The organism is Marinococcus halophilus (assembly GCF_900166605.1).
Taxonomy (GTDB): domain Bacteria; phylum Bacillota; class Bacilli; order Bacillales; family Marinococcaceae; genus Marinococcus; species Marinococcus halophilus.
This window is the reverse complement of the sequence record NZ_FVZD01000005.1, coordinates 606,404-625,262: the sequence shown is the minus strand read 5'-3', so window position 1 is coordinate 625,262 and position 18,859 is coordinate 606,404. Positions and strand designations below refer to the sequence as shown.

The following is an 18,859-nucleotide window of genomic DNA, read 5'->3' as shown; positions in this document are numbered from 1 at the left end:
GCCATCAGCTTACCTCAGAGGAAGCAGAAGCCGGGGCGGCATAGTATACTGCACTATACAGGAATAAACAGAGCACCATAAAAAAGACTGCCTCCCTTTTTATTTAAGGAGGCAGTACTACTGTTACTGCGTTTCAAGCATCTGCTTGAAATCGTCATTTTCTTTGATTTTTTCTTCCGCATAAGGACAGCGGGGAACGATCGTTTTGTTTTCCGCTTTTGCTTTTTCCACCACATTGCGGACTAATTCTTTGCCAACGCCTTTTCCTTGCTCTTCCTCAATTACTTTGGTACTATCGATGACAATGCTTTGTTCGCCTTCTTCAAAAAATGAGATGTCGCCAATAACCTTGCCATCCCGTTCAGCGGTAAATCTGTTATCGTAATGTTTTATTTCCATGAAAGAAACTCCCTTCGTTTAAACGTTGTTACTAGATAATTCATTACCGTTTCCGGCAAATCATAAACATCAGAAACAACCAGAACAAACCTTTACACATACCGAAGCAGCTGTTATGATGAAGTATGTGCTTAAAAATATGAATGCCACGAATATTATGAAAAGGAGTGAGAACTTTGGCTAAACAATCTAAACTCGCAAAAGAGCGTAAGCGCGAAGAAACGGTAGCAAAATACGCTGAACTCCGCCGTGAGTTAAAAGAAAAAGGCGATTATGAGGCACTGCAGAAGCTTCCTCGTGACGCTTCTCCAACACGCCTTCACAATAGATGTTCGATTTCCGGTCGTCCACACGGCTATATGCGTAAATTCGGCATGTCCCGTATCGCTTTCCGTGACTTGGCCCATAAAGGCCAGGTGCCAGGCGTGAAAAAAGCAAGCTGGTAAGCCGTTCTTACTAAAAAAAGCAGCCACTCGGCTGCTTTTTTTGTATGCTTTTATTTGTTACGTATTGCCTTTTGTCGGAATCGGATTTTCTTTTAAAATAGTGCCCACATGAAGCATGTTGTACGCCAATTTGGGAATGTGCTTTTGGACAAACTCGCTTTTAATGCCTTCTGCCTCAATAAACGAAGGTCCCGGTCCGGCTTCACCGACCCAGTAGCAGTTGGGACGCGGCGGAAGCGTAAAGCCTAAATGAGAAAGGCCAAATACGATCGACTGAATGGCGTGTTTTGCTCCGTCTTCGTTGCCTGTGGCTACTACGCCGGCTACTTTATCATAATAAACGCCCTGTCCTTTTTCGTTTGTATGGCTGGCTGAGCCGTTCAACCGTTCTATTGCCTTGGTAATCATGCTGCTTTTTTCACCCAGCCATACCGGTGTGCCGAGCAGCACCATCTCTGCTTCTTCAATCTTCGCCTGGATGGCCGGCCAGTCATCTCCTTCCCCGAGGTCGTCTGCGACTCCGTACGGGATATTGTAATCTGCCAGACGGATTTTCTCCACCTGTACTCCTTCCTCTTCCCAGATTTGCATAATTTCATCTGCCAATGCATCTGTATTCGACGTATGAGAAGAATCCTTTAACGATCCGTTTAAAAATACTGCTTTCATAGTTTCACCTCTTTTTATAGTAGCTGCTTCTCTATGTACCCCGAATTTTTCCGATATAATCTTCCCTTATGCTCCAATTCGTTTGTATTCTTTTTCTCCCGGGTAAATAGAAATCAATTACTTTAAATATGGAGGAATACATAATGATGCCATTTGCTGAAAACGCACTGCAAAATGAACATGCCCTCGTGACCGGAAGCACCCGGGGGATCGGAAGAGAAACAGCTGTTAAGCTTGCCTGCATGGGTGCTGATGTAACAGTTACCGGCCGGAACAAAGACAAGCTTGAAGAAACTAAACAATTGATACTCGAAGCGAAACCGCAGGCTCGTGTATTTATATGCCCGGCAGACATCACAGATGCTTCAGCGCGCAGTGAGCTTGTAACAGCAGCGGAAGGGGCGCATGGACCGTTGAGCCTTCTCGTGAATTCGGCAGGCGTGCTGAAACGAAAATTTGTGGAAGAGCTCGAAGAGGCGGACCTCCAGGAAATGATGGAGGTAAACTATACGTCTACCGTGCTTTTAACTCAGCTTGTGTATAAGCGCATGCAGGCGCAGAAAAAGGGTGCGATCGTAAATGTTTCTTCCCTTTCTGGCCTGCGTGGTACCCCGGGAAATAGCGCTTATTCCGCTTCCAAGTTTGCGCTCACCGGTTTTACCCAGTCTCTTGCACTCGAAGCCATTGAACACGGCATCCGGGTGAATGCCGTCTGTCCTGGCTATGTGCAGACAGAAATGGTAGAGCAGCTCATGCAGATGAAGGCAGAAGAAAACGGCAGAAGTCTCGAGGAACAAATGCAGGTATCCGCCGAAAGCCTTCCGTCCGGGCGGATGACCCGGCCGGAGGAAGTGGCCAATACCATTGCTTATCTATTAACAGATGCTGCCTCCAATATTGTTGGAGAAGCTGTAAAAATTTCTGGCGGAAGTGTCGTCCACTAAATGCTTTCATGTCATTCTTTGAATACAAAAAAGCCTGTCCTCATAAATTGGGACAGGCTTTTGCTATTTAATGCTCTGAATGATCCATTTCCTCTGAACCGCCGCCGGATCCACCGCCGCTGTCCATATCCATGTCGCTCATGCCAAAGGACATGACCCAGATGGAACCTGCAATCACTACCGCCGCGATGAAAAACCCAAACAGGATGTTTCCATACTGCGGTATAGGGTTTTTCTCAGCAATGTGCATGAACATGACAAGCTGAAGCACAGCCTGGATTACTGCAAGTATCATAATGATTGCAATAATCCATGGAACTGGAAGTCCGGACATTACGGTCGTATAAGCAGCAACCAGGGTCAAAACAATTGAAGCAATAAAGCCAATTACGTGTTTGACGGGGATGCCTGACTCACTGTGTTCTGTGTGTTCACTCATTTAAACCACCATCCCTATCAGATAGACAGCTGTAAAGATGAAAATCCATACAACGTCCAAAAAGTGCCAGTACAGACCGATAACAAACGTTTTTCTGGCTATGACGGGCGTCAAACCGAAGCGTATTAATTGAATAATAATCGCCGTACACCAGAAGACACCGAGCGTTACGTGGAGGCCGTGTGTACCAGTAAGGGTAAAGAAGGCCGACCAGAAGGCACTCGACTGAATTGTGGCGCCTTCATGCACGTAATGCACAAACTCGTAAATTTCAAAACCCAAAAAGCCAAGGCCCAGTGCCAAAGTAATGATCAACCATATTACCAGGCCTTTCAACGATTCTTTTCTCATCATGTGCACGGCAATGCCGCACGTAAAACTACTGACTAACAGCAGAAAGGTCATTGTAAGCGCCATTGGCATTTCAAACAGTTCGTGAGCCGGAGTGGCTTCGCCGTAGCGGCCGAATAGAACAGCGTAGGTGGCAAACAATGTAGAGAAAAGCACCACCTCGGCTGCCAGGAAGATCCAGAAACCGAGAATAGTTAAGGGGCCGTCTTCTCTACGGTACTCTAATGGTCCTGTTTTCAATTCTGCGTGTTCACTCATTCTTTACGCCCCCTTGCCTGCTCCTCAGTACGTTTAATTTCCTCAATAGGGACGTGGTACCCTTCATCAAAGTCGAAGGAGCGAATAACCATGCAGATAATCACCCCGAGGAGCCCTGGAATTGCAAGCCAGAACCAGTGCCATACCAGACCAAAACTTGCGATGAACATAATAGCTGACATAATGATCGGCAGCCCTTTGTAGCTAGGCATGTGGATCGGCTCGAGCTTGGATTCATCGTACGTTGTAGCTCCTGTTTCTTTCATGTCCCAATACGCTTCATGACTGTTGACGTAAGGCACAGTCGCGAAATTGTAGTGCGGAACCGGGGTTGTTGTAGCCCACTCGAGCGAACGGCCGTCCCAGGCGTCCCCTGTTTTTTCCCGCGGCTCATAACGGGCGCTGTAATAAATATTGAACGTAAAGATGACAAATCCTGCTGCCAGAACAAAAGCTCCGGCAGTAGACAGCAGGTTAAGCGGCATCCATTCCGGTTCAATCGTATATGTCCGGCGCGGCATTCCCATAAGGCCAAGGAAAAACTGCGGAAGGAACGTAATATTGAACCCGATAACCGTAAACCAGAAGCTGATTTTACCTAATTTTTCATTCATCTTATGGCCAAACATTTTCGGGTACCAGTACGTAAGCCCTGCAAACATTCCGAACAATGTGCCGGCAATCAGCACGTAGTGGAAGTGGGCAATCAGGAAATACGTGTTGTGATACTGGTAGTCAGCGGAAGCCATACCGAGCATAACCCCGGTGACGCCGCCAATGGTAAAGTTCGGTATAAAGGCAAGCGCCCACAGCATCGGCACGTTAAACCTGATACGTCCCTTATACATTGTCCCAAGCCAGTTAAATATCTTGATCCCGGTCGGAACGGCAATAAGCATCGTTGTGATGGAGAATAGAGAGTTAACTCCTGCTCCGGCGCCCATCGTAAAGAAGTGGTGGACCCAGACGATAAAGCTCAGCCCTGCGATAACACACATGGCGTAAACCATCGCTTTGTAACCAAACAGCTGCTTTCTGGCGAATGTCGAGATAACTTCAGAAAAGACCCCGAACGCCGGAAGGATAACGATATATACTTCTGGGTGTCCCCACAGCCAGAAAAGGTTAGCCCACATCATCGGCATACCTTCACCGGCTAATGTAAAGAAGTGGGTGCCAAAAATGCGGTCCAACGTCATCAGAGCCAGTGCAATCGTCAAAATTGGAAAAGCAAAGATGATGATAATGGATGTAATCAATGCAGACCATGTGAAGATAGGCATCTTCATCAGCGTCATGCCTGGTGCACGCATGCGAAGAATGGTCACCAGGAAGTTGATGCCCGTGGCCAGTGTACCAATCCCTGACAGCTGAAGTCCCAGTAAATAGTAATTCTGGTTAATTTCCGGACTCAATTCCGGCCCGGCCATCGGCACATAGCTTGTCCATCCGGCGCTCGGAGAACCACCGATAACAAAGGAAATGTTAAACAGCATTGCCCCAAAGAAAAATGTCCAAAAGCTGAAGGCGTTCAAAAACGGAAAAGCTACGTCCCGGGCGCCTATTTGAAGCGGAACCGCAACGTTCATCAGCCCGATAATAAACGGCATCGCCATAAACAGGATCATGACTGTTCCATGCGTAGTGAAAATTTCATTATAGTGCACGGAATTCAGGAAATTCATATTGGGAAGTGCAAGCTGCGTTCTCATCATTAGGGCATCGACCCCGCCGCGGAACAGCATAGCAAGCGCTGCGATAATATACATGATACCAATTTTCTTGTGGTCTACCGTTGTCAGATATTCATCCCACAGCCATTTCCATAGCTTGAAATACGTCAGGACAAACACAATACCTACTGTAGCGAGGACGATGGAGGCCATTGCCCCGTAAATAATAGGTTCTCCGGTGACAAGAAAGTCATTCCATATAAAATCCCACAAAGGATGTCACCTGCTTTCTTTAATTATAAATATCGTAATTTATTCCTCTTCCCAAGGGCCGCCTTCGCCGCCTTCAAGGTGAAGCTGTTCACCAAGATTGCCACTGTAAAGATCAGTGATGTAGCTTCTGCCTGAGTTCATGCCAAAGTCTACATACTCTAAATGTGTGCTGGAGTATTCTGCTTCCTGGGCAAGGCCTGGCTCAAGGTACTCATCAAAGCGGTCCTTAGTCATTTCCGGGGCATTGTTTTGAACATCGCTTACCCACTGATTGAACTCTTCTTCGCTCTCAGAAGTAACCGTAAATGTATGCTCAGCAAAGCCAGAACCGTTGTAGTTCGCATTGCGTCCTGCAAATTCGCCTTCTTCGTCCGCCTGAAGATACAGTGTATTCTGCATTCCGGCCATGTTATATTTCTGGCCGCCAAGCGCCGGTATCCAGAGGGCTGTCATCGAATCGGCAGACGCCAGCTTAAATTCGACCGGGCGATTTTCCGGTATGTGTAAGTAGTTAACCGTTTCAATGTTTTGCTCCGGATAACTGAAATACCATTTCCAGTTGGAGGTATCGGCATGTATTACCAGCGGCTCCTGGTCATTCGTCTCTTCCGGCGGTTTTTCCAATGCATAAAGGGAAGTTACCGTAGGAACTGAAAGAGCTGCTACAATGATAAACGGAATAACTGTCCAAATTATCTCGAGCGTAGTGTTTCCGTGCTGGTGAGGGTCATAGTCTTTGTCTGTCCAGTTCGGGCGTTCCCTAAACCGGATAATCATGTAGAAAAATAGCACAAAAACAACAATGACAATGACGGACATCAGTGTAATAGAAAAAATAATGAGTTCCTGCTGGGTTCTGGCCACCGGCCCTTTAGGATCCAAAACTGTAATACCGCTGCAGCCGCTGGCGACAAGCAGCAAAGCAAACAACCCCGGTACCATAAATAGCCTTTTGAACCAGGAAACTAAGTTTTTCAAGCGCTTCACGCTCCTTCCTTTTTATTACCGACTTCTGTGATGAATAACCCCTCTCTCCATCAGCCACGGTTCATTCCGTTCATATGCAGAGCGCACCATTATCGTAGCAAATTTTTATGCCTCTCGTCATTTTTTCTCTGGCAAAATTTCAAAATTGACGATTTTTAAACACAAATATGTCATAAAACGTTCACTTCTATGCGCCTGTTGCTTAGAACCTTTATCATCGTATCCTAACGCCTGCCAATTTTCAACCTGTGAAAGAGGGTTTTGGGACAAATCACTCAAGTTCCCAGAGCTTTTTTACGCCTTATTCTTCGGTTCCATATGAACCCGGGAACTTTCATTTTTTCCTGATTTATACTGAAGCAGGTAATTTGTATACTTTTCGTTCCAATGTCGATAGGAAAACGCTGCAAGCACAGCGGTCACTCCTGCAATCAGTGCTGTGAGCGGCCAAAACCACGGTGAAACTATTCCATCGGCGTATGCGAGTCCCGCACGTGAGAACAGCAGGAACAAGAAAGCCACCCCTCCAATAAGGACGCATGAGACACTTAAAGCATGCTTCCATGGCACCATCGATACCTTTGGGGCGTTCCGTCTTGCTGCCCCTTTCATTGGCCTGTACCAACCTAATAACATCATAATGCCTGCTTCTATCAGAAAGAGAACAAACGACACATAAATAAAATTAATCGGTATTTCTACGCCTGTAAACTGAGGCAGTCCCCATAGCGCAATGTAATAGGAAACCACGTGAAAAATAATGACAATTTTGGCGGCAAGCGGAGGCACCCGCCTGGTAAATACTCCGAATAAAACGATCGTTATAATTGGAATGTTAAAAAAACCAGTGAATTCCCGGATAATGGTCCACAGGCCTTCTGGAGCAAACATCAGCAAAGGAGCAATAAAAAAAGAAACAAGCGCGAGAACACTTCCAAACCATTTACTGACCGTAATCAGATGCTGGTCGGAAATTTTTTTTCGGGCGTTAGCTTTATAAACATCCAGTGCAAACATGGTAGAAGCACTGTTTAAAAGCGAATTAAAGCTTGATAACACCGCTCCCATTAAGACCGCGAGAAAAAATCCGCTCAAAAAGCCCGGCAGCAGATTATTAATCAATTCCGGATAAGCAAGGTCGATACTTCTCAGCCCATCTCCGTATAAATGATAGGCAATTACCCCGGGTACCATCATAAAAAGTGGTACAAGCATTTTGTAAAATCCTGAAAACAATACCCCCTTCTGCCCTTCCGCCAGGTTTTTCGCCCCGAGCGTCCGCTGAATAACGTATTGATTCGTTGCCCAGTAGAATGAATTCATCATTATCATGCCAGAGAATACTGTACCAATAGGCACCGCATCCTCACTTGACCCTATAGCATTCAGCTTTTCGGGCTCAGTTACCGCCATCGTTTCCATTCCTTGCAGCAAATTCCCTCCCCCCGAGTTCGATAAAGCCAAGAATTGGAACGATGAGCCCGACAATGAGCAGGCCGATGCCATTTAACGTATCAGACACTGCTACTGCACGCAGGCCGCCAAAAATGGCGTAAGCTGCGCCAATCAATCCCACGGTCCAGACCATCGCCCACACAGACTGCTCATACGTAATACCGAATAAATCGGGAATATTAAACAATTGCAGAACAGCGAGTGCCCCTGAATATAATACAGAAGGTATGGTTACGAAAACGTAGCCCAGCATGAATAATACGACTACATACCTGCGGACACCCTGGTCAAAACGCTCTCCCAGGAATTCAGGAAGAGTGCTGAACGCCCCGCTCAAATACCTTGGAAGAAGCAGCAGCGCTAAAATAATTACCGAGAAAGCTGCCGTTACTTCCCAGGCCATATTCGACATATTCGCCCCATACGCCTGGCCGTTTAAACCGATCAGCTGCTCGGCCGACAAATTAGTAAGAAGAAGCGCTCCCGCAATAAACCCGCCGGTCAGGCTCCTGCCTGCGAGAAAATAGCCGTCGGAATTGTTAATACGATTCCTTGTTTTCATATAAGAAATAAAAGCTACCAGCAGCATAAAAAAGATACAGGAAATAAGCATAAATATATTTTCTGTCATCAGGATTGCCCCCCCTTCCTCATGGTAAAACCGACATACAAAAAGCTTATTTTTGCTTTCCCGCTTTTTCCATTCGTTAAGCCTGCGATGCAGCAGATATAAAAGAACGAGCCGTCAGGCCCGTTCTTTAACTGCTTCAAGCAGCAGCATATTTGAATTAATAAGCACCTTTCGTTCCCCCCGGTAGGTCGTAAACGACTGCGCTTCGCTCTCAAGCTTATGAACCGTCCAGTCTGCGTACTGCCGGGAAAGCTGTTGAATAATATCGCCTGTATCAAAATTCACTTCCATTTTTGCCGGAAGTTCTTCCTTTGTTTCGGTATCTGTTTCATGGATACCAGTGTTTATTAAGAACGCGTGCACACCGCCCTCAGCTGTGCCTTTCTGAAGTTTATCAATCAGCCTCCAAAAGGTTTTTTCATCAGGCACATGCTCAATGCTTGATACTGCGATGACGCCATCAAAATACGCTTCCTTTGGCGTGTAGTCTTCTATTGCTTTTTTTACCGGTTTAATTTCTTTTTCCACGCCGTATTCACTGGCATATTCCGTTAATTGGCTGATGGCTTCATCTAAGAAATCGACACATACCACTTCACAGCCTTGCTCCTGAAACTGCTTGGCGGCCGGTATGCTGTTACGGCCGATGCCGCAGCCGAGATCAAGCAGCCGCACGTCCTCTCCTTTTCGGATGCGTTCCAGGGCGCCGATAATGCGAGAAGCGGGTTTTTTCATCCAGGTGCCTTTTTCAAACAAATCATGCTGCTGGTAGTACCGGCGGTGATAATCTTTTTCCGAGGCCCTGATTTCCTCTAAACTTGGTTCTTTCATACAAGCACCTCTTTTATTATTAATTTCCCCTACAGATCGCGCTGCTTTGTAGCTTCCCAGACCACATGCGGGAGCTCAGGGATGATCAGTTTCTCCATCGCAAGCTTTACGGCACCAGAGGAGCCTGGCATAGTAAACACCGGTTTATGGTCAATAATACCAGCCTCAGCTCTTGATAAAATTGCGGAAGAGCCAATGTCTTCTACATAACTCAAATAGCGGAACAGCTCGCCAAACCCGACGATTGCTTTATCAAATCTGGGTGTCACAGTTTCAATCGTAATATCCCGGTCGGCAATTCCAGTACCGCCGTTAATCAGCACTGCTTCTGCCTCCGGGTGGGCGAGCGCTTCGTTCAAACGATTGGTGATCGACGCCTGTTCATCCGTGACAATAGAATAAAAGCACGCTTCGTGGCCGTGGGATTCGAGCAGCTCATGAATACGTCTGCCGCTTTTATCCGTTTCTTCCGTTCTCGTATCACTTACGGTAATGACAGCGCATTGGATCTTTTTCTCTGCCTGCTCTTTATGTTCTTCTGTCGCCATAAAAATTCCCTCCTTTATTTTTTCTTAAAAAAAGAAGCCCTTTTTCAGGCTTCCTCTTTTGTACTATTATCCCCCAATATAGGACATTTCAATCCGCTTACGGTTGCGCGCTGTTTCTTCGGTCCGCTCTTCCGAGTAACGGTCGGTCCGTCTCCCCCATATACCGGCAATACTATTAAATATCTTTTCATCTGAGTCCCCGGAACGGAGTTGATTTCGTAAATCATACCCTTCGGTGGCAAACAGGCACGTAAACAGCTTGCCGTCCGCAGAGATTCTGGCCCGTGTGCACGTAGAGCAGAATGACTCCGTGACAGACGAAATCACGCCGACTTCGCCGCTGCCGTCCCTGTAACGGTAACGGTCAGCCACTTCACCGTAATAGCCCGGATCCACGGGCTCAATCGGAAACGTCTGGTGAATCGTGTCGATAATATCCTTTTTCGTCACCACTGAGCTGAAGTTCCAGCCGTTAGTGCTCCCCACGTCCATAAACTCGATAAAGCGCAGATTGACCCCGCGCTGTTTAAAATACATCGCCATGGGAAGAATCTGCTCTTCATTCATCCCTTTTTTAACTACGGTATTCACCTTTACAGTTAGACCTGCTTTTTTTGCTGCTTCAATGCCTTTTAGTACTGGCTTCGACCCGGTTTTTCTGCCATTAATGCTTGCGAATACTTCATCATCGAGTGCATCGAGGCTGATGTTCACCCGCTGCAGCCCGGCTGCTTTTAATTTTTCAGCCTGGGCTGGCAGCATCACGCCGTTTGTGGTAAGGGCGATATCTTTAATGCCTTCAATTTCTGTCAGGCGGCGGATCAGCTCCGGCATGTTTTTGCGAAGCAGCGGTTCTCCGCCGGTTAATCGGAGCTTCTCGACGCCAAGCCCGGCGAACAGACGAGAAACCCGTACGATTTCATCAAAGGAGAGCCTCTCGTCCTGGCCCATAAATTCAAAATCCGGGCCGAAAATTTCAGCCGGCATGCAGTAGGTGCACCGGAAATTGCATTGATCTATAACGGAAATACGCAGGTCACGAAGGGGACGGTTTAACTGGTCAGTTACATTGCTCATGGTATTCCCCCTCTCTATTTTACCTTTCTATTTAACTCTTCGAGCTGCCAGGCGGTATTAATATTTTCAAATGCTTCAGGGCGCCAGTACATCTGATTAACATCTATTACTTTTTCCTTACCGCTGAATACCTTCTTCATGCGATAATCTCCGGATTCGAGCTGGGCTTCTGCCTTCGAAAGCAGATCCGCGTGGAACCATCCGCATGCGGGCGCGATTCTTCCCGCAGCCTCCGGGATAACCGCCTCCGTCTCCGGAGAAATATAAGAAGCCAGAAAACGGATTTCCGCTTTGGTAATAAGCGGCATATCCACCGGAAGCATAAAGACCCATTCTTCCTCTGTATAAGAAAGCCCGGTAAAAAGTCCGGCGAGCGGTCCTTTTTCCTGATGAGGAGGAAGATCTTCTCTCACCTTCACCTGCTCTCCCGCTTCTATTCTCCCCGCAAACGACGGATGTGAAATAATCCAGATGGTCTTCACTTCGGATTGAAGAGCCTGGACGGCTCGTTCATAAAAGTAGCTTTCTTTCCAGACAGCAAAGGCCTTCGGAGAACCAAACCGCTCCGACATGCCTCCAGTAAGAATGATTCCATCTGCCACGGCATTACCCTCCGCTGACCGGCGGGATCAGAGCTACAGTATCCCCCTGGCTCACCGGCGTGCTTTCTTCGGCAAACTCTTCGTTTACCGCAGTCATAATGCCGCTTACATCTGCATCATATGCTGATTTCAAATGCTCAAGCACATCCTTTACGGTCGCTATGCCTCCGCTGTTAATGGCAAGCCTCTCGCCGCCAAAAATATCTTTCATGTGGGCAAAGCATAACACATTAATCATTTGTTTCCACCTCCTGGGGCCCCGTCCGGGTACCGCGTTTGTTCAAGCTGGTCTCCGACCCACTGTTCACCGTCTTCCCAGTGTTCCTTTTTCCAGATTGGCACAATCTGTTTGATGCGCTCAATAATATATTCATTCGCTTCATAGGCGTCTTTCCGGTGCGGCGTTGAAACAGCAATAATGACTGCCGCATCCGATATCTGCAGTTCACCGGTGCGATGGCCCACGGCTGATTCAGCATCCGGCCAGCGCTCCTTCACTTCCCGGCCGATGGCCTCAAGCTGCTTTTCCGCCATCGAATGATAAGCTTCGTATTCCAGGTAAACGGTGCGCCGGCCTTTAGTAAATTCCCGGACCGTGCCGATAAACTGCACAACAGCTCCTGCTTCCGGACGCGTGACCTCAGCAGCAAGCTCTTCCACAGACAACGGTTCTGATGTCACGAAAAATCGTTTTTCCATAGTATACTCCTCATATATTGTTCAAACCATGCATCTGCTTTCTCAGTGTCCTGAAAATGATTCACTTCTTCTCCAGGGCCAAACGCTGTTTGAATGTTATCAAGATCCTCAAGGGTGGCTTTATCATTTGTGCTTCGAAGCAGAAATACTTTTGGGTGCGGTGCTTTTTTGTATCCTTCTATAAGAATAACATCAAGGGGGAGCTGTTGATAAATATTCAGCAGCGTGGAAAGCTCCGGAGCCTCTAAATCTGCCAGGAACTGAAAGACCCCGGCGCCTTCAACGCCCGAAACCATAGCTCCTGCCTCCTTCAGCTCCATGCTGTCGACTCCCTCCGGCTGGAGCGGTTCGTGCTGGTGGCCGTGATGCTTTAACACGCCCACTCTCCAGCCGTTGGCCCTGGCAAGCGCCGTCCAGCGTTTAAGCAGGGTCGTTTTTCCGCTTTCTTTGAACCCTGTTACCTGCAGCACAGGAATTGTCATGACAGCGGCTCTTTCTGGCCTTCGTTATCTTCAAGCAGCATAACGTCGACCACGTCCCCCTGCTGATACCCGCGGCTTCCTCCAGGGAGAACAATGCACGCGTTCGCACCAGCCAGGGAGGTTACTGCACTCGATTTATTGAACCCGCCCGGCTCTGCATATAAACGGTCACCTTCCGCACGGCAGCTTCCGCGCACAAACCGGGTGAACGGATTCGGCTTGGAGAAATCTGCTGCAAGCTCTGCCTTCACCATCGTATGATGTGGACGCTCAGAATGCATCATTGCCTGAATAACTGGCCGCACAAACAACTCAAAGCCCATGTAGCAGGCGGAAGGGTTCCCCGAGAGACCGAACAGCAGCGTACCTCCCCAACTGGCGACGGTCGTTACGCTGCCGGGACGCATCGCTACTTTATTAAAGAACACCTCCGCTCCGAGACGTTCGTAAACATCCGGCAGCAGATCGTAGTCCCCGACCGATACTCCTCCGGTCGTAATAACCATGTCTGTCTCCTTTGCCGCCTGGCGTACCGCTTCGTAGCAGGGTTCAAGTTCGTCTTTCAGCTTACCGTAGTATACAGGCTCTGCCCCCGCCCGCTGCAGCTGGGCAATCATCATATAGGCATTGCTGTTCCGTATTTTTCCCGGCTCCAGTTCATCAGAGACATCGAGCAGCTCGGTGCCTGTCGCAAATACGCCAACGACAGGTCTTTTAGCCACTTTCACCGTAGCGTAGCCAAAGGTAGCAAGCAGAGCTGTTACGCCCGGGTCGATCCAAGTTCCTGCCGGCACGAGCTCGCTCCCTGCCTTCGTATCTTCACCTTCAAAGGAAATGTTTTGATTCTTTTCAAACTCGCGCTTAATCGTCATGAGCGGATACGTACCATCATGATCCTCCTGGGCAAGCTCGAGCATCACGACAGCGTCGCACTGCTCCGGGATTTTTGCCCCGGTCATTATACGTACTGCCTGAAAAGGTTCCAGGTCTTTTTCTGACACAAAACCAGCGCCGATTTCCTCCACTACCTGAAAAGTTACCGGCTGCTCCCGGGAAGCCCCCGTGGAGTCAACCGAACGGATCGCAAACCCGTCATACGGAGAACGGTCAAAGGGTGGAACCGGATGAGCGGCCGTGATTGTCTCTGCCAGGCGGCGGCCGTAGGAATTATGGATCGATACTTCCTCCACCTCCCCTTTTCCGATATTCTCCATCACTCGTTCGATTGCTTCTTTCACGGGGACAGGCGTACGTTTTTCAACCATATCGATGCTCCTTTACTGTATGTGAATGTATGTATCCATGCTATAATCGGTCAATACTATATCCAGGAGGGACATGCCCATGTCAGAATTCACGCACTTTAACGAGCAGGGCCGCGCCAGGATGGTAGACGTCTCCGATAAACCGGTGACGAGCAGAAGCGCCCTGGCAGGCTCAAGCATACGAGTTCCCGAAGACGTTTACCTGGCGGTTACGCAGGGCGATATTAAAAAAGGCGATGTGCTCGCCGTCGCCCAAATTGCAGGAATTACCGGTGCCAAACAGACATCTACCCTAATCCCCATGTGCCATCCGCTTCCTTTGAGTAACGTAGACATCAGCTTTTACTGGAAAACAGAAGAAGCGTACGAGCTTTTTATCGAAGCCTTTGTTAAGACGAAGGGAAGCACGGGCGTGGAAATGGAAGCATTAACCGCAGCCTCTGCCGCTGCATTGACCGTCTACGATATGTGTAAAGCCCTTGATAAAGGGATGGTTATCGGACCGACATATCTGTTGGAAAAAACCGGTGGAAAAAGCGGTGATTACTACCGCGAAACACATGATTAGTACTTAATCTTCCCTATTCAGAAGGTATGTTAAACCGAGCAGCAGGAAGGAAATAAATATACTGATGCCGACGTATGTGTACGCAAGGTTCATTTGGTTCGACTCAATGGCCACGTATATGGCTGTCGGCATCGTTTGCGTAACGCCGGGGATATTCCCCGCAAACATCAGGGTGGCCCCAAATTCTCCCAGAGCTCTTGTAAAACTGAGCACAAACCCTGTCATAAGGGCCCGGCCGGCGAGAGGGAGAGCAATATTTGTAAACACCCGCCACTCTCCTGCCCCGTCAACTCTTGCAGCGGCTTCAATATTGGGGTCAATTGAACCATAGCCGGTTTTTGCCGACTGAAACATCAAAGGAAACGCAACGACCGCTGCGGCCACAACGGCCGCCACCGGGGTGAAGATAATCGAATTCTGAAACACTTTCTCATATACGCTGCCGATCCAGCTGTTTGTACCAAAAGCAATAATAAGCAAAAAACCGGTAACCGACGGCGGCAGTACAAGCGGAAGCATCAGGCACGTTTCCGCTGCCAGCTTTCCCCGAAAATTCCTGACCGCAAAAATTCTTCCAAGGACCGCGCCGGCAATAAAAACAAGGACAGCTGCAACACTTGCTGTCAAAAGGGATAACTGTATTGGAAACCAAAACATCAGGCACGCACGCTCCTTTTATTCCGGATCTGAAAAACCGTACGAGCGCAAAATGTCCTGAGCTTCGCTGCTTTGCAGGTATTCCATAAACTCCCGGCTTTCTTTTTCATTACCGTTTCCCGCTACGGCCCCGCCGTAATAATGAATAGCAGAATACAGGGAGGGGTCAAGCTCTTCAAGAACCTGCACGTCAGCCCCGCGGGCATCCGAGGCATACACAAAGCCCAGCGCTGCATTGTTTCTTTCTACGAGCGTCAACGCGTGACGTACGTCTTTGGCAAAAACCACCCGTTCCTGCACCCGCTTCCATTCCTGCATGGAGGTAAGTGCTTCCTGTGCGTACCTTCCAGCGGGCGCCGCTTCTGGCGTGGCCACTGCTATGCGCCCGCTTCCCTCCAGCACCTCCTGCAGTTCTTCTGCCTTACTATCTCTAGGCACCACTGCCACCAGCGTATTTTCCGCGAAGACAGGATCCTCTGTTTCCACCATTTTGTTTTCTTCTTCAAGATCGTTATAGTGCGCGGCGGAGGCTGACAAAAAAATGTCTGCCGGGCTGCCGCGCTCAATCTGCTGCTTCAGCGTGCCGGATCCTCCGTAGTTAAAGGCAAGCGAGATATCGGGATGCTCGTTCGCAAAGCTCTTCTGAACCTCTGTAAGGGCGTCCTGAAGACTAGCTGCTGCTGAAACAGTCAGCTCGGCCTGCTCTTCATTTTGTTCTGCCTGCGGACCGCCGCTGCAGCCTTGAAGAAGAAAAACCCCGGCCCCTGCTGCCACGAAAGGTTTCCAGTTCATATTGTGCCTCATCTCCCGTCGATGGATTTTCTCAGTCTATCCGAGCAGCTGGGCGTACCACCGCTTGGCTTCCTGCACGTCGCTCGTGCCGTGAATGAGTGCCCGGCCGTCCTGGAATAAAACAATGCGCCGCGTTTCGGTCTGTACTGACAAAAGATAAGGATTTTTGCGCACGCTCCAGTTCCGGCTTTCCCAATCTCGCTCCAACCGCTCAAAGTTCAGCTGTTTGCTTTCCCCCGGCCGGATCTGTACCGTGTCTCTGCCGCACAGTACACTCGTTTTATTTGAATGCTCATATGTTAATGCCGGATACGTCGCTTTTTCACCGCATGAGTCGCATCCCGGGTCTTTACTGCTCTGCAGTCCAATGGAAAACTGATGCTGGTTCCAAAGATCAAAATAATCCAGGGTTACCGGGAGGCTTTCTCCGTCCCCGACCAGTATTTTCAAAGCTGCGGCCGTCTGCTTTGCCGCTACTGACTGTACCGCCGGCGCGATCACTCCTACTGTATCGCACGTCTGCCCCTGTGAAGGGATTTTCTTCCATACACAGCGAAAGCAGGGGCGCTCTCCCGGCAGAAACGGGTGGACCATGCCAATGCTTCCAACGCACGCTCCGTAAATCCAGGGCTTACCGTATTTTCTCGCCGCATCGTTAATGAGCAGCCGTGTATCAAAATTATCCGTACCGTCAATGATAAGGTCTGTCTCTGCCGCTTTTGCTTCCATCCAGGTGAAATCCACATCCACCACTTCCCCGTGCACATGAATCCCGGAGTTAATCTCACGTAGCCGTTTTTCTGCCGCTGCCGCTTTAGGCATCTGCGCTGCGGCATCCTTTTCCGTGTATAGCTGCTGGCGCTGCAGGTTGCTGCGCTCTACATAATCACGGTCTGCAACCGTCACCGTCCCTACTCCGGCGCGAACAAGCATCTCCGCTGCCGAAGCGCCGAGCGCCCCGGCGCCCACAATCGTCACAGAGCTTTCGCTTATTTTTTTCTGGCCCAATTCACCTATTGGGGAAAACAGCTGCTGCCTTGAATAGCGCTCGTCCATGCTTTTTCTCCTTTACTTTAATTATTTATAGCTGCTTCAGTTTTTCTGCGCTGCATATGGATACGTGTACGGGAATAGGTAAACAGGGTAAGTCCTGCCCAAACGATTAAAAACGCCGTAAACTGCTGGAAGGAAAAAGGCTCCCTAAATAAAAAAACACCCAGTATCAGCATAATCGTCGGCGCAATATACTGTAGAAATCCAAGCAGGGAGTAGCTGATTTTTCGTGCCCCTGAGGCAAACAGCAGTAATGGAACAGCTGTGGCGGCGCCGGCCCCGAAGAGCAGCGTCCATGTGCCTGAATCGTAGGCCGAAGCTGTTTCGCCTGAAAAAAACATTAAAAAAATCAGTGCCAACGGGGCTGCCAGAAATGATTCCAGAGTTAAGCCTGCCCATGCGCCAAGTGCCACAGTTTTTTTTATAATACCATAACACCCAAATGATAACGCCAGAATAATTGAGGCCCATGGAAACTGTCCGTAAGAAACGGTAAGTACAAACACCCCAATAAACGCCAGAAGTACAGCGGCTACTTCTATGCGGGCGAGTCTTTCTTTTAAAAACACCGTGGCCAGGGCAACGTTCACAAGGGGGTTGATGTAATAGCCCAGGCTTGCCTGGATCACATGATCTCCATTCACCGCAAAGATAAAGGTAAACCAGTTAATGGTAATCAACAAAGCGGCTCCTGTAATAGCCACTGTCGTTTTCACCGAGTAAAACGAACGGCTGATTTCCTTCCATACTCCTTTAGCACGCCCGACCAACACGATAAGTACAGCCATAAATAAAAAAGACCAAATAATCCGGTGGGCGAGTACATCGATCGCCGGAACATCGTTAAAAAGCTTCCAGTACAGCGGAAGAAAACCCCAAAGTACATAAGCCGCCACTCCTGCTAAAATGCCTGTCTGCTGCTCTCTCATCTAAATCTCCGTCCTCTCTTCACCTATTATAGCGGACAACGGTGCCCCTCTGGCAAACAGGAACGGTTGAACCCGTTAAAAATTTTTTTCTATAAAAAACAGCTTCGAGGATGTCGAAGCTGTCAGCTGTTATTTTTACGCTCTCTATTTTTCCATAATATGATTGTAAACGCGGTAACGATGGCTAAACCGAGAGTCCCCATAAACACCATTCCCGGAATATTCGGCCCTGCTTCTTCTGCTTCAGCCGCAGCCTGTGTTTCAGCTTCAGAAAGGGAGCTTTCCCCCGTTCGTGCTTCTAATTCCTGCTGCCTTTCTTCGAAAGGTTTATTGCTGTTCAAACTGAAATTCGTAGCTCCCTGTACAGTTTCCCCATCTTCGCCAGTAACACTGTAATTTAATACATAGTTACCATTTTCCAATACAGTTTCTACATTTGAAATTACAGTAAGGCCGTCATCACTAATTTCAGGATCCGACATTTCAATCTCGTCCCCAGTTTCTACAAGCAGATATACATCTTCCACACGGTCAATTTCTGTATCGAAAGTAAGCTCGAGGCGTTCGGGCACTTCTAAAACAGAATCTCCATCTTCAGGGCTTGAGGATTCCAGCATAGGTGCTGCAAACGCTTGGTAAGGTGAAGTAATGAAAAATAAAACCGCGAGAAGGCCGAAAAATCTATATTTCATAGGACTTCTCCTTTCAATAAATAAATCACTCTATTCTTTATATCATGATATAAAGCCAAATTCGAACGATATCATTTACGTTTTTGTGTCATTTTCATATTTCCTGGGAAATTTTCGCTTTCCTGTCTTTTACTCTATA

At 48.3% G+C, this 18,859-nt stretch carries 24 protein-coding genes; 3 read left to right on the top strand and 21 right to left on the bottom strand.

All coding sequences use genetic code 11. The annotated features are described in order from the left end of the window. Positions 1-123 precede the first annotated feature (123 nt). Positions 124-399: a GNAT family N-acetyltransferase gene (locus tag B5066_RS05475; RefSeq protein ID WP_079474935.1), complete on the bottom strand. Its 276-nt coding sequence runs from the start codon at positions 397-399 to the stop codon at positions 124-126. A 176-nt stretch (positions 400-575) separates the two neighbouring features. Here B5066_RS05475 and rpsN point away from each other — a divergent pair, with 176 nt between their 5' ends. Beyond that, on the top strand, positions 576-845 hold the full coding sequence (gene rpsN / locus B5066_RS05470; RefSeq protein WP_022792513.1) for a 30S ribosomal protein S14: 270 nt from the start codon (positions 576-578) through the stop codon (positions 843-845). Positions 846-902: 57 nt separating this feature from the next. On the opposite strand, the gene B5066_RS05465 is transcribed toward rpsN, so the two are convergent. Then, a complete protein-coding gene (locus B5066_RS05465; protein WP_079474934.1) occupies positions 903-1,514 on the bottom strand; it encodes a flavodoxin family protein in 612 nt (203 codons plus the stop codon). A 143-nt stretch (positions 1,515-1,657) separates the two neighbouring features. Between B5066_RS05465 and B5066_RS05460 the strand changes: the two genes are divergently transcribed. After that, the gene (locus B5066_RS05460) at positions 1,658-2,458 is read left to right on the top strand and encodes an SDR family NAD(P)-dependent oxidoreductase (RefSeq protein ID WP_079474933.1); all 801 of its coding nucleotides are present in this window, start codon (positions 1,658-1,660) and stop codon (positions 2,456-2,458) included. A 67-nt stretch (positions 2,459-2,525) separates the two neighbouring features. Here B5066_RS05460 and qoxD read toward each other — a convergent pair whose 3' ends face one another. The 14 genes from qoxD to B5066_RS05395 all read right to left on the bottom strand — a co-directional run bounded on the left by qoxD (position 2,526) and on the right by B5066_RS05395 (position 14,029). Then, positions 2,526-2,897, bottom strand: a complete 372-nt coding sequence (gene qoxD / locus B5066_RS05455) for a cytochrome aa3 quinol oxidase subunit IV (RefSeq protein WP_079474932.1) — start codon at positions 2,895-2,897, stop codon at positions 2,526-2,528. After that, positions 2,898-3,506 (bottom strand): cytochrome aa3 quinol oxidase subunit III, encoded by a 609-nt coding sequence (gene qoxC, locus B5066_RS05450; protein ID WP_079474931.1) that lies wholly within the window; start codon positions 3,504-3,506, stop codon positions 2,898-2,900. It lies immediately after the preceding gene. Beyond that, complete coding sequence (gene qoxB / locus B5066_RS05445) at positions 3,503-5,392, bottom strand: cytochrome aa3 quinol oxidase subunit I (protein ID WP_233133191.1); 1,890 nt, start codon at positions 5,390-5,392, stop codon at positions 3,503-3,505. Before qoxB ends, qoxC begins: the two co-directional genes overlap by 4 nt. Before the next feature lie 99 nt (positions 5,393-5,491). Continuing rightward, positions 5,492-6,430, bottom strand: coding sequence for a cytochrome aa3 quinol oxidase subunit II (qoxA, locus tag B5066_RS05440; protein ID WP_371862234.1), 939 nt, complete (start codon positions 6,428-6,430; stop codon positions 5,492-5,494). 303 nt (positions 6,431-6,733) lie between these two features. After that, positions 6,734-7,873: a sodium:solute symporter family transporter gene (locus B5066_RS17035; RefSeq protein WP_342351579.1), complete on the bottom strand. Its 1,140-nt coding sequence runs from the start codon at positions 7,871-7,873 to the stop codon at positions 6,734-6,736. After that, positions 7,839-8,525, bottom strand: coding sequence for a sodium:solute symporter family transporter (locus tag B5066_RS17030; RefSeq protein WP_342351578.1), 687 nt, complete (start codon positions 8,523-8,525; stop codon positions 7,839-7,841). Before B5066_RS17030 ends, B5066_RS17035 begins: the two co-directional genes overlap by 35 nt. Positions 8,526-8,639: 114 nt before the next feature. Continuing rightward, on the bottom strand, positions 8,640-9,356 hold the full coding sequence (locus B5066_RS05430) for a class I SAM-dependent methyltransferase (protein WP_079474929.1): 717 nt from the start codon (positions 9,354-9,356) through the stop codon (positions 8,640-8,642). A gap of 29 nt (positions 9,357-9,385) precedes the next feature. Next, positions 9,386-9,904, bottom strand: a complete 519-nt coding sequence (locus B5066_RS05425) for a MogA/MoaB family molybdenum cofactor biosynthesis protein (RefSeq protein ID WP_079474928.1) — start codon at positions 9,902-9,904, stop codon at positions 9,386-9,388. A 66-nt stretch (positions 9,905-9,970) separates the two neighbouring features. Then, positions 9,971-10,981, bottom strand: coding sequence for a GTP 3',8-cyclase MoaA (gene moaA, locus B5066_RS05420; RefSeq protein ID WP_079474927.1), 1,011 nt, complete (start codon positions 10,979-10,981; stop codon positions 9,971-9,973). Positions 10,982-10,995: 14 nt separating this feature from the next. Next, positions 10,996-11,583 carry a molybdenum cofactor guanylyltransferase gene (locus tag B5066_RS05415; protein WP_079474926.1) on the bottom strand — a complete coding sequence of 196 codons (588 nt, stop codon included), beginning with the start codon at positions 11,581-11,583 and terminating at the stop codon, positions 10,996-10,998. 4 nt (positions 11,584-11,587) lie between these two features. Beyond that, complete coding sequence (locus tag B5066_RS05410) at positions 11,588-11,821, bottom strand: MoaD/ThiS family protein (protein WP_079474925.1); 234 nt, start codon at positions 11,819-11,821, stop codon at positions 11,588-11,590. After that, on the bottom strand, positions 11,818-12,282 hold the full coding sequence (locus tag B5066_RS05405) for a molybdenum cofactor biosynthesis protein MoaE (protein ID WP_079474924.1): 465 nt from the start codon (positions 12,280-12,282) through the stop codon (positions 11,818-11,820). Before B5066_RS05405 ends, B5066_RS05410 begins: the two co-directional genes overlap by 4 nt. Then, on the bottom strand, positions 12,261-12,764 hold the full coding sequence (gene mobB, locus B5066_RS05400; protein WP_079474923.1) for a molybdopterin-guanine dinucleotide biosynthesis protein B: 504 nt from the start codon (positions 12,762-12,764) through the stop codon (positions 12,261-12,263). Before mobB ends, B5066_RS05405 begins: the two co-directional genes overlap by 22 nt. Further along, positions 12,761-14,029 carry a molybdopterin molybdotransferase MoeA gene (locus B5066_RS05395; protein WP_079474922.1) on the bottom strand — a complete coding sequence of 423 codons (1,269 nt, stop codon included), beginning with the start codon at positions 14,027-14,029 and terminating at the stop codon, positions 12,761-12,763. Before B5066_RS05395 ends, mobB begins: the two co-directional genes overlap by 4 nt. A gap of 79 nt (positions 14,030-14,108) precedes the next feature. Here B5066_RS05395 and moaC point away from each other — a divergent pair, with 79 nt between their 5' ends. After that, positions 14,109-14,597 (top strand): cyclic pyranopterin monophosphate synthase MoaC, encoded by a 489-nt coding sequence (moaC, locus tag B5066_RS05390; RefSeq protein WP_079474921.1) that lies wholly within the window; start codon positions 14,109-14,111, stop codon positions 14,595-14,597. A 3-nt stretch (positions 14,598-14,600) separates the two neighbouring features. On the opposite strand, the gene modB is transcribed toward moaC, so the two are convergent. The 5 genes from modB to B5066_RS05365 form a co-directional block, all read right to left on the bottom strand. Next, the gene (modB, locus tag B5066_RS05385) at positions 14,601-15,254 is read right to left on the bottom strand and encodes a molybdate ABC transporter permease subunit (protein WP_079474920.1); all 654 of its coding nucleotides are present in this window, start codon (positions 15,252-15,254) and stop codon (positions 14,601-14,603) included. Between the two features lie 18 nt (positions 15,255-15,272). Next, the gene (gene modA / locus B5066_RS05380; protein ID WP_179124038.1) at positions 15,273-16,046 is read right to left on the bottom strand and encodes a molybdate ABC transporter substrate-binding protein; all 774 of its coding nucleotides are present in this window, start codon (positions 16,044-16,046) and stop codon (positions 15,273-15,275) included. A gap of 36 nt (positions 16,047-16,082) precedes the next feature. Then, the gene (locus B5066_RS05375) at positions 16,083-17,102 is read right to left on the bottom strand and encodes a ThiF family adenylyltransferase (protein ID WP_079474918.1); all 1,020 of its coding nucleotides are present in this window, start codon (positions 17,100-17,102) and stop codon (positions 16,083-16,085) included. A 17-nt stretch (positions 17,103-17,119) separates the two neighbouring features. Next, on the bottom strand, positions 17,120-18,028 hold the full coding sequence (rarD, locus tag B5066_RS05370; RefSeq protein WP_079474917.1) for an EamA family transporter RarD: 909 nt from the start codon (positions 18,026-18,028) through the stop codon (positions 17,120-17,122). Between the two features lie 122 nt (positions 18,029-18,150). After that, positions 18,151-18,720 (bottom strand): copper resistance CopC family protein, encoded by a 570-nt coding sequence (locus tag B5066_RS05365; RefSeq protein ID WP_079474916.1) that lies wholly within the window; start codon positions 18,718-18,720, stop codon positions 18,151-18,153. Between the last annotated feature and the right edge of the window lie 139 nt (positions 18,721-18,859).